Origin of the sequence: Vibrio sp. 1167, from assembly GCF_033340375.1 — a bacterium.
Lineage (GTDB): Bacteria > Pseudomonadota > Gammaproteobacteria > Enterobacterales > Vibrionaceae > Vibrio > Vibrio alginolyticus.
This window is the reverse complement of the sequence record NZ_JAWOWK010000003.1, coordinates 236,151-249,255: the sequence shown is the minus strand read 5'-3', so window position 1 is coordinate 249,255 and position 13,105 is coordinate 236,151. Positions and strand designations below refer to the sequence as shown.

Sequence of the window (13,105 nt, the reverse complement as noted above, 5' to 3'; positions counted from 1 at the left end):
TTCGTACTCAATCCATGAATTGGGCTATCAACAAATGAATCAATTGATGTTTTTTATACGTATACTAATGAGAATTAGTAATTAAATAAGTAACGGAATTTCAATATGTTGAATATGGATTTTTCAAAAAGAATCGTGATAGATACTGCTCAACAGGAGTGGATCGCCAGCCCTTCCAAAGGTGTGTGGCGCAAACCTTTGGAACGAGAAGCCAAAGAATCAGGGCATACCACCAGCGTCGTTAAGTACAAGCCAAATTCGCAGTTTTCGACTCATCCTCACCCTCGAGGAGAAGAAATATTGGTGCTCGAGGGAGTATTCTCTGACGAATACGGTGACTACCCTGCTGGCACTTACCTTCGTAACCCTCCAGGAAGTCAACACGCACCATTTAGCAAAGAAGGCTGTGTGATTTTAGTTAAACTAAATCAGTTCGAATCTGAGGATCTTGAAACAGTTCGCATTAATACAAACCAAGCGAGCTGGCAGAGTGGTGTCGGTGGGTTGCAAGTCATGCCTCTGCATCATTTTGAGCACGAACATGTCGCGTTGGTTAAATGGCCAAAAGGTGAGAAGTTTCAACCACCCCGTCACTTTGGTGGTGAAGAAATTTTCGTATTGTCAGGAGAGTTTAGAGACGAGCTAGGTACCTATCCCGCTCTCTCTTGGATCCGAAGCCCACATATGAGCGAGCATTTTCCTTTTGTAGAGCAAGAAACGATCATTTGGGTAAAAACTGGTCACCTGCCGCTCCAAGCTCCTGCTCAGCACTCCTAATGTTTGCACACTTGGCATCGTCCATTGGAACTAAAATCGGCCCGCAATTTACGAGCCGATGATCATTTCGTCACTAAGAACCCATTATTCGCGAGTGGAGCCAGTCTTTGAGCTCAGCCCGGTTATGTTTTAACACGTTCATTTCGTGATCATCAATCGGGCTTCCTTGAAGTTCTAGTACGCGGATTTCCTTATCTAAAGCATTGTAGTTTTTAACGGTTTCAGCAAATGATGCATCGTTTTCGGTAAGCTGAGTAATGGTATCCAAATGTTCTGGGAATTCATGAGTTAATGAGTGATTTTCACCTAACATAGAGACCTCTTGGCTATTATTTGAGTACAAAACAGTGCCTAATTTTTGAGCACCACATGTATAACCGTAGCATCTAATGAGACGTTAATTCGTCGCACCGTCCACAAAAAGAACAACAAAGTTATTTTCAATTTTTCCTAGAAAGTGTTTTCTTTTTAGTCTCAATAGTCGAATGCAAAAGATGCCACTATGATCGTTCTATAATAACCCTCAACAATGAGAGCGATCATGCGAAAGACAATTCTAGTTACTGGATCTACTGACGGTATTGGTTTAGAAACCGCGAAAATGTTAATTAAGCGTGAACAACACGTAATAATCCATGGCCGGAATATAGAGAAAATTCAACAAGTTGAGCAAAGTTTGAGGGAGATGAAAAGTGGTAAAGTTGAAAGCCTTGTTGCTGATTTATCCTCTCCCAATGCGGTAAAACAGATAGTGATGGAGATAACAGAACGGTTCAATCGTTTAGACGTCATCATTAACAATGCTGGTGTGTACGCAACACCAAATCCAAGAACTAAAGAGGGTCTTGATGTACGCTTCGCAGTCAACACCATTGCTCCCTACTTACTCACTAGAGAGCTATTGCCGTTGCTCGGTGATACGGGTCGTGTGGTTAATTTGTCTTCAGCTGCACAAACAACAGTAAACACTAGCGCTTTAGTCGGTAATAAACCATTGTCAGATGGCGAAGCATATGCCCAAAGCAAATTGGCATTAACGATGTGGTCACGAGCAATCGGACTAAAGCTTAAGAACACTGGCCCTATGTTGGTATCAGTAAACCCAAAATCATTCCTAGGTAGTAAGATGGTTAAAGATGCTTATGGGGTTGCTGGTGGTGATATCCGCTTAGGAGCAGATATTCTAACTCGCGCTGCGCTATCAGAAGAGTTTGCTCAAGCGCATGGTATGTACTTCGATAATGACATTGAAGCATTCGCGCCCCCACACCCTGATGCATTAGATCAAAGCAAAACACAGCAGATAATTGATAGTATTGAATTAATCCTAAGCAAACTCTATTAATAACAATTAAGAATTATCTTGAGGTTCGTTTTTATTCGGACCTTAAAAACAATGTATTCGATAAGTGAAGCTTGTTATCACTTTTCCGCAAACTCCCAATAAGGTGGCGTGCCATAGTATTCAGCAAAGTAATCAATAAAGGCACGCACCTTAGGCGCAATTAAACGAGAGCTTGGGTACACAGCCCAAATCCCAGCATCCATCGCTAAAGGGTGATCTTCGAGTACTTCCACTAGCTGACCACTTTGTAATTCTTGATAAACACTCCAAACCGAGTTGATAGAAATACCTAACCCGTTTACCGTCGCGTCTCTCATCGCATCACCATTATCGGTTTTAAAACGACCAGAAGTTCTTACATTGAACATTCCATCTTTTGTATTGAATGACCAATTATTCATTCCAACTAAGTTAATACACTCATGATTCGTCAAGTCTTGGGGCTTGTTGGGTCTCCCAAATTGTTCAATATAATCTGGTGATGCAACGATAATACGACGATCTGGCGCAAGCTTTCTTGCGACCAATGAAGAATCTTTCAACTCAGCGACACGAATGGCGACATCAAAACCTCCCTCAACCAGATCCATAATGGAATCAGAAAATCGGCAGTCCACGGTTAACCCTGGGTAACGCGCCATAAAACCTTTTAATGCGGGCACAATATGCAAGCGACCAAAAGTTGCAGAGGCGGTTATACGTAATACTCCCGTTGGCGCGCTCTGCCCTGAGCCAACAGCTCCCCTTGCTGCCTCCACTGTTGCAAGGACCTCCTCCGCGTGAGGTAAAAATGCCTGCCCCTCTTCAGTTAAGGAAACTTTGCGTGTGGTGCGATGAACTAAACGAACTCCTAAGCTGTCCTCAAGTTTATTGATGTGTGCGCTAGCGACAGCAGGAGAAAGTCCAAGCTCCTGACCAGCCATGCTGATGTTGTGTGTCGAAGCCAAACGGACAAATAGCTTTACATGATCGATGTTCATTTAATTTTCAATTATTTGTAAAAAATCACCATATAGAGCTTAGCATTTTCTTCCTTACGGATAGTAAATAAATACTCCAGTTAGAAAAAGCTGATGGGCAGATAGAAGTCCAGCTCAAACGCCTCATCATGGCTGAGGAAATGGTTTTTATGATAGTGAACATAAGCGGGAGTAGAACGCTGCTTAAAGCCTGAATTCGGCAACCACTTCTCTAACACCATACTCAATTGAGGAAGAAGCTCTCCATATACCCCTGTTAAGCGAAAAACAGCATGCAAACCACCCGGAATCGTCATTTGATTCACGACACCGCGTACTTTAAGCGGCTTATCAATCGCCATACAAGCCACATAGCGACACTTATCGAGCTCGACCCAAGCGGGGTTGGAGTGATGCAAACCGTATTGAACCGAAAAGTCCCGATTCTCAGAGCTTGCCCACGCCTTCAAAATCAGCCACGCATTGCGAATGGAACGGCTATAACCCTCATGCCGCACATAAGCCGCAAAGCGTTGTGGAACCTCCATAATTTTAGGTTCTGGCAACTCGCGTTTCGCAACCCGATGATAACCCGCAGCCACTTCCGGATCTTTTAGATACGGCTTTTCTGCGACTTGTAAATCATGCTTTCGCCACGCACCAGGAGACATAGCGAACGTTGCTTTAAACGCTCGGCTAAAAGAAGATACCGAGCTAAAGCCGCACTTGTTAGCAATGTCTAACACCGATGAGCTGGTATCAAACATCAGTTGATTGGCGGCGTATTCCATTCTTGTGCGACGGATATATTGATGGACAGACTCCCCTACCACATCTTTAAAAATACGATGGAAGTGCTGTTCAGAATAGGCTGCTACATCTGCTAGCTCTTTAGCCGATAAATCTCTGCTAATGTCCTGGTGAATGTAAAACAGCACGTCATTGATTCTGGAAACTTGTTGATGGCTCACGGAGTAAACTTTCGCTTAAATAGCATAAATGGACACACCAAGCTTGGCAATTTACCTATACTATTTCTGACATAAAAAAAGACAATTACGAGAAGCACAGCACATGGAAATCGCACAGTCATTACAACAAACTAAGTCATCCTACATCCGAGAGATCCTCGCAGCAGCAAGCGATAAGAACGTCATTTCTCTTGCAGGTGGCTTACCGGACGAAAAAACCTTCCCGATCGACTTAATGAAACCGACGCTAGAAAACCTCGCGAATATGCCAGAGGTGTTTCAATATGGCGCAACAGCAGGCTACGCACCGCTACTTAATTTTTTGACCGATTATTACCAGCTGCCAGAATCTCATTTGGCGATGATCACAACGGGCTCTCAGCAAGGGCTAGATTTGATTGCGCGTGCGTACGTGAATCCGGGCGATAAAGTGGTAATGGAAGCACCGAGCTACCTTGGTGCTATGCAAGTATTCGGTCTAGTGCAAGCCAACATCGTGACTGTTTCACAAACCGAGTGTGGTCCAAACCTTGAAGAACTTGAACAATGCTTTGCTACACAGCAACCGAAAATGTTCTATGCCGTGCCCGATTTTCACAACCCAACGGGCGTGTGCTGGGCGCTAGAGACTCGCCAAAAAGTTGCCGAGCTTTGTATACAATACGACGTGGCATTCATTGAAGACGCACCATACCGCGAGCTGCGTTTTTCTGGTGAAGCGCTTCCACTGGTTTCGGACTTCTGCCCACAGCACTCCATCGTATTGCGCTCTTTCTCCAAAATAGCTTCACCAGGCTTGCGTATTGGTGTAGTTACGGGCAAGAGTAGCTACCTTGAGCCACTCATCAAAATTAAACAAGGTGCCGATCTGCACTCTAGTATTCCTATGCAAGCTTTGCTGCATGGTCTACTGCAACATGACAACTTCGAAACGCACATTTCAACCATCTGTGCGCTTTACAAATCACGTTACGATGTCATGTTTGCTGAACTGCAAAAACAGCTGCCAGAAAGTTGCGTACTCAAACCCGTCGATGGTGGTATGTTCGTTTGGGTCGAGATTCCAGAATGCGACACCTTCGAACTGGCGAAAAACCTTCTCGCAAACTGGGTTGCTGTAGTGCCGAGCCCGGTCTTTTATCCAGAAGGTTCAAAGGTAAAAGCCGCTCTGCGTCTTAACTTTACCAATGCTACACCAGAAGAACTGACGACAGCTGTCTCTCGACTCGCGGATGTCCTCAACACGTTGTAATTGAACACGAGTGTAAGAACCTGCCTTTGAGATTCAAAAAAAATCTCAAAGGCAGCATCAAAAAAGTTCCCCAAAAAAATTTATATTTTTCCTTCAAATCAACTCTCTACAGTAAGTGCCTGTTTTCTCTTGAACCTCTCACTCATATAAAAATGAGAACTCAATCACGTATTTGATGGTTAGAAAAGTTACGTCTATCTTTCAGTCAAAGACATCAACTTCGCAGCGTTAATGCTCTCAATTTCAGACACTTTATCAATCGTGGCTTAGTGGTTGATAAACGACTAAAAAAGCATCTGTGGGCATACCCACTACGAAGGGTTGACCAGAACCATTCTGAATGTCGCGAGCCAATCTTTTGATTGGCAATTACGTCAGTGAATCGCACCAAATGACAGAGGGGTTATCAGGATGAATACTCGAACCACGACAGGACTCGTCACCATCGGCTGGTCCGTTACACTTTCACTTTTTACCGCATTCGCCGGGTATGCCAATACGTCGCCAAACTGTAGTGACGTATTAGTGGGCAACACAACCGCCGCATCGCAAAAAATGATAGTTTTATTAGGCGAAGACATCACCAAATCTAACCGTATCACTACGGTGATTCCTGCCGAAAACAATCCATTTGTGACCGAAGAACTGGTTTCGGTTTCTAACGACGTATCGCCAAACGGTCGTCTTTCACAAAAGAGTTTGGAAGAGATTCGGAAAGTCCGCTCAAATCTAGAGAAAGCAGCACAGGAAGTAAGCCGATTACAGGGCACTTTTGAAGTGGCTTTAATCAGTTTGATTGATGGTTACTGCCAATTTTCTAATCATAAACGTACTCAACATGCCAAAATCGACTTTGACCATTTGGAAGGCCTCACTTTGTATTCAATCCCCGCTTTAATAGCAATGGTCGATCAGTCGTACTCCATGGCAAAGAATCGAATCGCTAATGAGCAGAAACAGTTAAGCGACATTGAAAAAGAGAAACAGAGGCAGAAACAGCAAGCAACTGCGGCGGCAGCCGCTCGTTACCAAGACAGTAACGTACTTGTAAGAGTCGAGAACTTTGATGGCGCTAATGTGACATTTTCCGTTACTAACATTGGTTCACAAGGATCATTGCAACCAAATTTCAACTCGTTTAATGCATATCGCACAGAAAGTGGAGAATTAATCTACAAGTCAGAGTCTTTATTACACCTGGCGGATACTGCAGGTAACACACTTGAAACAATGGGTATCGCTGAGCTCTCATCACAAGGTGGAAGTGACATATCGATCTCTCCTGGAGAAACCCGAAAATTCGTTACTAGCATTGCTTCAGAAGTCGCGCCACATACGCAGTTGAGCTTAGAGTTTCCAGCCAAAGTGCTTAATACCGAGCGAGACTTTACATTGTCGTTTTCTGATACATCAGCGGTGGCGACAGCAAACGTTAATTAACGCAAAGTCTCCAGTATTTGTAGAACGCATCAAAGACAGGCGAGCAGCGCCTGTCTTTCAATTATGAGCAAGAAAATCGCTACTGTTTGCACTTGTAAGCATTTGCAAACATCGTCACTGACGTAGAAAAGCTCAACGGTTGATACAAGTACAAGGTATCTGCGCCTAAATCCACCGCCTTGATGCGCATTTGGTTTAGCGTCCCCCAAACCATGTCTTTATCTGCGTGAAACCAGTAATCGTAAAAGTGTCCTTCTGAGCCGATCACGGTACCCATTAGTTCACAGTTTTCAATCGCATTCACATTGTCCCAAAGCACCTGTACTTGCTCAGATTCTTGAGTTGGGAACGTCACACATCCCGTTAATGATGCCGCTAACGCGAGAGTCATCACTCGCTTTTTCATACTTATATCGCCAAAATTTTTCATAGATGGCAGATTTTATGAATGGCTGATGTGATGACTAGCAAAAACTTTTTATCGCGTGTTCAAGTAGAATTAATGGACAACGGAAAAGATCCAAAAGGTGATCATGCAGCTAGCGAGCAAAAACCTAATCACTCAGACCTAGCAATAAAGCTGTATCTGAGATACAACAGTAACGATTAAATAGCCGCGAGGGATAGAGTTTGGTTGCTAAAAATAAGCTAATTCGCTACACAGCTACGGAAGTCGCTGATGCATTTGACAAAGAAGATGAGCTCATTAAACAAGTTCAGTCCAACCAACTCTCGCAAGTGCTATTGCTTTGGCAAGTAAAAAGTCCAACGCTCGTGCTTCCCGCGGGTAAGAAATGGCCAGTGTCTAATGAGTTAGAACATGCGTTAAATACGTCTGGCTGGAAGCTCTTTTCTCGTAAAACCGGTGGTGCCCCAGTCCCTCAGGTGCCAGGTATTATCAATCTATCCCACATTTACCACTGGCCAGAAGGCGAGCCTTACAACATCAAAAAAGCGTATCTCGATTTATGTGCAATATTAACGGTTTTCTTTAAACAGCTCGGCGTGAAAGTGGATGTTCATGCTACGCCTTATTCCTACTGCGATGGCGAGTACAACCTCAACATTGGCGGGCAAAAAGTCGTGGGAACCGCGCAGCGTGTTTTACTTAAAAAAGGCGGCGGACAAGTGGTATTGTCACAAGCATGCATTCTGATTGATGCCGACGTCGAGAAGATTGTCGAACCAGTACGAATGTGTAATCAGCTTTGCGGTCACAGCGATGATATTCGTGGTGATGTCCACACACCGCTCTTCCATCATGTATCCGACCGCCCATCGGTAGATTCGCTCTTTCAGCAATTGACGAGTGCGTTTTTAACGCATGCAAAAGCGGAGTAATGAAAGGAGCAAGCCTCCCCCACACTCCGAACAGCATTTGATAAACTAAAACTGCATACCGTGATAGCGATGTAAGAATGGGCATCGCCAACGTAAAACCATTCAATCGATCGACCAAACCAGTTATCAGTTTTGCCTGCCAAAAAGAAATGAGATCCAGTTCAAATATTTATCCATGACGGAATTAGTTGAAGCCTGCGCGTAAAAGCCTCAGAATGTCGCACTTTTCGCACCGATTTGTTTTCGGCGCGTTGTTATCTAACTCTACAATTGAGAATCATACATATGGGTTTTACCTCGTTAGGTCTATCTGCTCCAATCCTTAAAGCTATTCAAGAGAAAGGCTACGACACCCCTTCGCCAATTCAGGCAAAAGCAATTCCTGCTATTTTGGAAGGGAAAGACGTAATGGCAGCAGCGCAGACTGGTACAGGTAAAACTGCAGGCTTTACGCTACCGATTCTTGAGCGTTTATCGAACGGCCCTCGCGTTCGTGCTAACCAAGTGCGTGCACTTATCCTGACGCCAACGCGTGAACTTGCGGCTCAGGTGCAAGAAAACGTGTTTATGTACGGCCGTCATCTTCCACTAAGCAGTGCGGTTGTTTTTGGTGGTGTGAAGATCAACCCGCAAATGCTGCGTCTTCGCAAAGGTGCGGATGTGTTGGTAGCAACACCAGGCCGCCTGATGGATTTGTACAACCAAAATGCAGTGAAGTTCGACCAACTAGAAGTTCTGGTACTGGATGAAGCTGACCGCATGTTGGATATGGGCTTTATCCGTGACATTCGTAAGATCCTAGCTCTGCTACCAAAACAACGTCAGAACCTACTGTTCTCGGCGACTTTCTCGGATGAGATCCGCGATCTTGCGAAAGGCTTGGTGAACAACCCGGTTGAGATTTCAGTGAACCCGGCAAACTCGACGGCGAGAACGGTTGAGCAAAGCATCTACCCAGCAGACGTGAAGAAAAAAGCACCGATGTTGGTTAAATTGATCAAAGACGGCGATTGGAAGCAAGTGCTGGTGTTTACGAAAACGAAACACGGCGCAAACCGTCTAGCGAAGTTCCTGATCGAACAAAATCTACCGGCTGCTGCCATCCACGGCAACAAGAGCCAAGGCGCACGTACCAAAGCACTGGCGGATTTCAAATCGGGTGAAATTCGTGTTTTGGTCGCGACGGACATTGCTGCGCGCGGTATTGATATTCCGCAATTACCGCAAGTGGTGAACTTTGAGCTACCGAAAGTGGCAGAAGACTACGTTCACCGTATTGGTCGTACTGGCCGCGCGGGCGAAGTAGGTAAAGCGATTTCACTGGTGTGTGCGCTAGAAGCATCTGAGTTGTTTGCGATTGAACGTTTGATTCAAGAAGTACTACCACGTAAAGAGTTGGAAGGTTTTGCGCCAACCAATGTGGTGCCAGAATCTAAACTGGATACTCGCCCAATCAAACCGAAAAAACCTAAGAAGCCGAAAAAACCAAAAGCGCCAAATGCTGCAAGTGAAAACGCCCCAGCAGCCGAAAAGAAAGCAGGCAATGGTGCAAACAAACCTAAACGTCGCTTCAACGGTGGTAACAACGGCAACAAAAACAGCACCAACCAAGGCGGTGCGGGCAAGCCTAAAGGCAACCGTGAAGGCCAAGGTCGTGCAAACAGTAAACCAGATGACCGTAAACCTAACGGCAACAAGCCAAATGGCAATAAACCGAGTGGAAATAAACCAAACGGTAATAAGAGTGGCAACGCTGGTAAACCGTCTGGTAACCGCAAGCCAAACAATGCTAAGCCTGCAGGAAACAAACCGTCAGGTCAGCGCCGTAAACCTCGTCCGCAGGCTGCAAACTAATCTGTAAACGGCCACCGATAGCAAATACAACAAAGCCGCTGATAATCTCAGCGGCTTTGTCTTTCTTAGAACACAGTTTTCTAAAACACAGCTTTGTTAAAACAACCTACATTAAAGGTGTGATTCGAATATCTGCGATTTGTGCTTCGTTCTTTTCACCCTCAATACCACCAGCGTAGATGTAGGTTTCATTCGATGTGAGGTAACTCATATTGAAGTGGTCCTTCAACGCGATCTGATAGGTTTTCCCCTGCTCCAACGCTACTTCAATTGGCGTTGAGTAACGCATACCTTGGTTTTCACCAATATGGCCCATCTGCAAGTAACCTTGGCCAACCACCTTACCTTCATCATCCAATACCTCTAACAATTTCACGGTGTTCGTGATGCCAGTATTAAGTTGTCCTAGGTTATTGTTGTACCAAGCATCGAACTGGTAAGTGCCCGTTACAGGAGCTGTAAACGACTCTGCACCTTTTACGATGCCACTGTCTTTGCTCACCGTAACCACTGAGACATTGTCTTTGAGTGGCTGATATTCGCCATCAAGTTTGATGCGGATCTCTTCACCGACACAAACCGGTTGGCTTGGGTTAGAACGGAAGCCTTTATCGTTAATGCTTTCAGCCAAATAACAAGCAAAACCTGTTGGCGTATCGGAATAAGATTGAGCAATCACGTTCTTTTGAATCAGCTCGCCATTGCGATACAAGTTCACGTTGTACTTGCTCGTCACGTCAATCGAAACCGAATTATCAACGCTTTTTACCACCAATGTTGGCTCTTGCGGAGAATAAACGCGACTGTCTTCACTCACATACGGTTTCACCCCAGAAACTAAAGTAATGCTGCTATCTACATTCACAAGCGCGCCCAGTGTCACGTGGAAATGCCCCTCTTCGTCCATCGTGACATTTTCAACTGGGTAGTAACCTGTTTCATCTTTGCTTACTTCAGGCAAATCAATGGTTACCGAGTAGTTCTTTCCTTTAAAGGCAAAGTTTTCCAACGTGATTTGTTCAGACTGAGCCAACAACTTATTGCGCACCCAACTTGTGATAAATGGCTTCACTTCCAACTTACCTGTTTCGGTATGGATGCCAAATAGGGTCTCTACCACCATGTTCAAGTAGCCACCCACAGACCAAAGCTGACGCTGAGAGTTAATCACTGGGCCATCCATGCTTGGATCTTCACCATGATCACTATGGATGATGAATGACTTACCAGAAAGCCACTCTAAGTTTTCCATGTTGGATAAGTTGGTTGCCGTACCACGAACCAACGATTGAATCGCATTGTTCGCCGCAGCCACGTTTTGTGTTTGATGCGCGGCGCGCAAGCTGTACGCGGTAACAAATGGCCAAATTGCGCGGTTATGGTACACAGGCACGTCCGGTTGTTGAGGGAAGTAAACCGGCACGCCAAACTCACTGTGTGGGTAATTGGCCATGATTTGTTTCGCCTGCGCATCACTTGCCACACCACTGATGATCGCCAGTGCTTCGCCCAACATGTCATATTTGTCGACCGCGATGTCTTTGCCATTATCAAACAAATAACTCACGTACATACCGCGTGCAGCATTCCAAAACTGATCGTTGATAGCGGTTTTTAGCTGTGCAGCCCACTCGGTGTATTTGACCGCGTTGGTTGAATCGTACTTCTCTGCCAACTTAGCCGCGAGCTGAATCGCGCGGTAGTGAACCACGTTTGTCGATAACGCTTTGCTGTTACCAATCGCGTTGACATCGTTTGGCGTCCACGTTGAGTAAGTTTGCTCACGCCAATCAAGGAATGATTGCTCACCAGTGTATAAACCAGATTTCGCATCAAAAGCCGCCAGGCGATCGGCTTCAAGTGTATTACTGATCGCTTTGTAAGCGCGCTCGGCAAATTGGTTGTACTCTTCCCCATCCAATGCCGAAAGTAAGCGTTCTGCACCAAGCGCCCAAGTCGTGCGGTCGGTACTGATTGGCCAGCTACCGCCAGTGCCCGTGTCTTGCACAATCTGCTCGCCATCGTATTGCTGATCGGTCGTATCGCGGAAGGCGGACAATTTGAAATTCAAACCATTTTGCACGCGAGTTGGATTCATCAATGCAAGCGAAAGGTCTGCTGCGTACGCCAAATCACGCGTCCATACGTAATGCCACTTCGCGCCCGTCTCAAAAACTTCCGCTTTGATTGGGTTGTTGTAGTTGTAATTGCCGTCTTTGATTTCAGAAACGGCAAGCTGGTCTAGCTCTTTCATCGTCAACGCAAACAACGCGTCAAACGCGACATCGCCCGACACCACTCGCGGCCCTGTTTGTTCATTGATCACTAAGCCTTGGTCGAGCGCATCACGCAATTCTGTCGTCGTTGAAATACCAAATTCACGCAGCTCAGCTTTAGGATCTTTCACCGAAAAAATCACGGTATCACTCGAGTCATCGTAATTGGCGAACAGTTTCACTTCTTTATTCTGATGCCCTTCATGCACCATTGCAGGGTCGAGAATCGCATCAGAGTAGTATTTTTCCGCTTCTTCTTGCGTTGCTTTCGTCACAGTCATTGTCGCGCGACTTTCATCGGCAAAGCTCACAGAAAACTTGTAATACCCTTTGTCTTCAAACGTGATCTCAGAGTTGCAATCACCGTTCATACACGCTTCATTCGTGTCTGGTTTTGGCAGGTACTCCTGAGCTTTATCGAACGCCGCGGGCTCCTCAAAATAGGTGTATTGGATCTGCCAACCCGGATCAGCAATCTTGAACTGATTGCTACCTCGAGCGACGCGCAGTACGGTTTCGTACTCGTTATTACCCAAATAGTTTAGCTTGGCATGCTCTGCCGTGCCCCAATCCCCATTTAAACCACGTAAATATAAGTCGGCTGAAATAATTGGTTTGTCGACCGGCACAGGCGCATCAGAGGAATCTGACCCACATCCAGCAAGACCAATACAAGACGCGACAGCAAGCGCAATAAAACTCGGTTTCATGTTCATCCCTTAGATTGTTGTTTTGGCGACAGTCTAAAGAACACCTTTTTGAGGGGAAAATAGGAAGTCAGGAGCGAGCTATAGATAACATCTATACGTCAAACCCCAACAGTGATGTAGATCTATGAAATGCGCATAATTTCAATCAAATGAGATTACAGATTTGTGATTTATAAATGA

11 protein-coding genes and 1 pseudogene are annotated in these 13,105 nt (G+C 45.3%); 6 read left to right on the top strand and 6 right to left on the bottom strand.

Features of this window, described 5'->3' with window-relative positions; all coding sequences use genetic code 11:
* The first annotated feature begins 105 nt into the window (after window positions 1-105).
* A complete protein-coding gene (locus tag R7Z78_RS07920; protein WP_017819838.1) occupies window positions 106-777 on the top strand; it encodes a cupin domain-containing protein in 672 nt (223 codons plus the stop codon).
* Between the two features lie 73 nt (window positions 778-850).
* Here R7Z78_RS07920 and R7Z78_RS07915 read toward each other — a convergent pair whose 3' ends face one another.
* Window positions 851-1,090 carry a YdcH family protein gene (locus R7Z78_RS07915; RefSeq protein ID WP_005373737.1) on the bottom strand — a complete coding sequence of 80 codons (240 nt, stop codon included), beginning with the start codon at window positions 1,088-1,090 and terminating at the stop codon, window positions 851-853.
* Window positions 1,091-1,318: 228 nt separating this feature from the next.
* Between R7Z78_RS07915 and R7Z78_RS07910 the strand changes: the two genes are divergently transcribed.
* A complete protein-coding gene (locus tag R7Z78_RS07910; RefSeq protein WP_047102747.1) occupies window positions 1,319-2,122 on the top strand; it encodes an SDR family NAD(P)-dependent oxidoreductase in 804 nt (267 codons plus the stop codon).
* 77 nt (window positions 2,123-2,199) lie between these two features.
* On the opposite strand, the gene R7Z78_RS07905 is transcribed toward R7Z78_RS07910, so the two are convergent.
* Complete coding sequence (locus R7Z78_RS07905; RefSeq protein ID WP_005373741.1) at window positions 2,200-3,102, bottom strand: LysR family transcriptional regulator; 903 nt, start codon at window positions 3,100-3,102, stop codon at window positions 2,200-2,202.
* Window positions 3,103-3,182: 80 nt separating this feature from the next.
* A complete protein-coding gene (locus R7Z78_RS07900) occupies window positions 3,183-4,052 on the bottom strand; it encodes an AraC family transcriptional regulator (protein ID WP_005387011.1) in 870 nt (289 codons plus the stop codon).
* Between the two features lie 103 nt (window positions 4,053-4,155).
* Between R7Z78_RS07900 and R7Z78_RS07895 the strand changes: the two genes are divergently transcribed.
* Window positions 4,156-5,304, top strand: a complete 1,149-nt coding sequence (locus R7Z78_RS07895; RefSeq protein ID WP_017819834.1) for a PLP-dependent aminotransferase family protein — start codon at window positions 4,156-4,158, stop codon at window positions 5,302-5,304.
* A 411-nt stretch (window positions 5,305-5,715) separates the two neighbouring features.
* Window positions 5,716-6,744, top strand: a complete 1,029-nt coding sequence (locus tag R7Z78_RS07890) for a hypothetical protein (protein ID WP_047102748.1) — start codon at window positions 5,716-5,718, stop codon at window positions 6,742-6,744.
* Between the two features lie 79 nt (window positions 6,745-6,823).
* Here R7Z78_RS07890 and R7Z78_RS07885 read toward each other — a convergent pair whose 3' ends face one another.
* Window positions 6,824-7,150: a DUF4156 domain-containing protein gene (locus tag R7Z78_RS07885; RefSeq protein WP_017633591.1), complete on the bottom strand. Its 327-nt coding sequence runs from the start codon at window positions 7,148-7,150 to the stop codon at window positions 6,824-6,826.
* A gap of 224 nt (window positions 7,151-7,374) precedes the next feature.
* On the opposite strand from R7Z78_RS07885, the gene R7Z78_RS07880 reads away from it, so the two are divergent.
* A complete protein-coding gene (locus R7Z78_RS07880) occupies window positions 7,375-8,085 on the top strand; it encodes a biotin/lipoate A/B protein ligase family protein (RefSeq protein ID WP_005373753.1) in 711 nt (236 codons plus the stop codon).
* Between the two features lie 59 nt (window positions 8,086-8,144).
* On the opposite strand, the pseudogene R7Z78_RS25010 reads toward R7Z78_RS07880, so the two are convergent.
* A pseudogene (locus R7Z78_RS25010) lies at window positions 8,145-8,222 on the bottom strand (VOC family protein); the annotation flags it as partial.
* A gap of 148 nt (window positions 8,223-8,370) precedes the next feature.
* Here R7Z78_RS25010 and R7Z78_RS07875 point away from each other — a divergent pair.
* Window positions 8,371-9,939 carry a DEAD/DEAH box helicase gene (locus R7Z78_RS07875; protein WP_047102749.1) on the top strand — a complete coding sequence of 523 codons (1,569 nt, stop codon included), beginning with the start codon at window positions 8,371-8,373 and terminating at the stop codon, window positions 9,937-9,939.
* A 106-nt stretch (window positions 9,940-10,045) separates the two neighbouring features.
* Here the strand turns inward: R7Z78_RS07875 and R7Z78_RS07870 are convergent, their stop codons facing one another.
* Entirely contained in the window at window positions 10,046-12,925 is a 2,880-nt protein-coding gene (locus R7Z78_RS07870; protein WP_047102750.1) for an MGH1-like glycoside hydrolase domain-containing protein, read from the bottom strand.
* Window positions 12,926-13,105 lie beyond the last annotated feature (180 nt).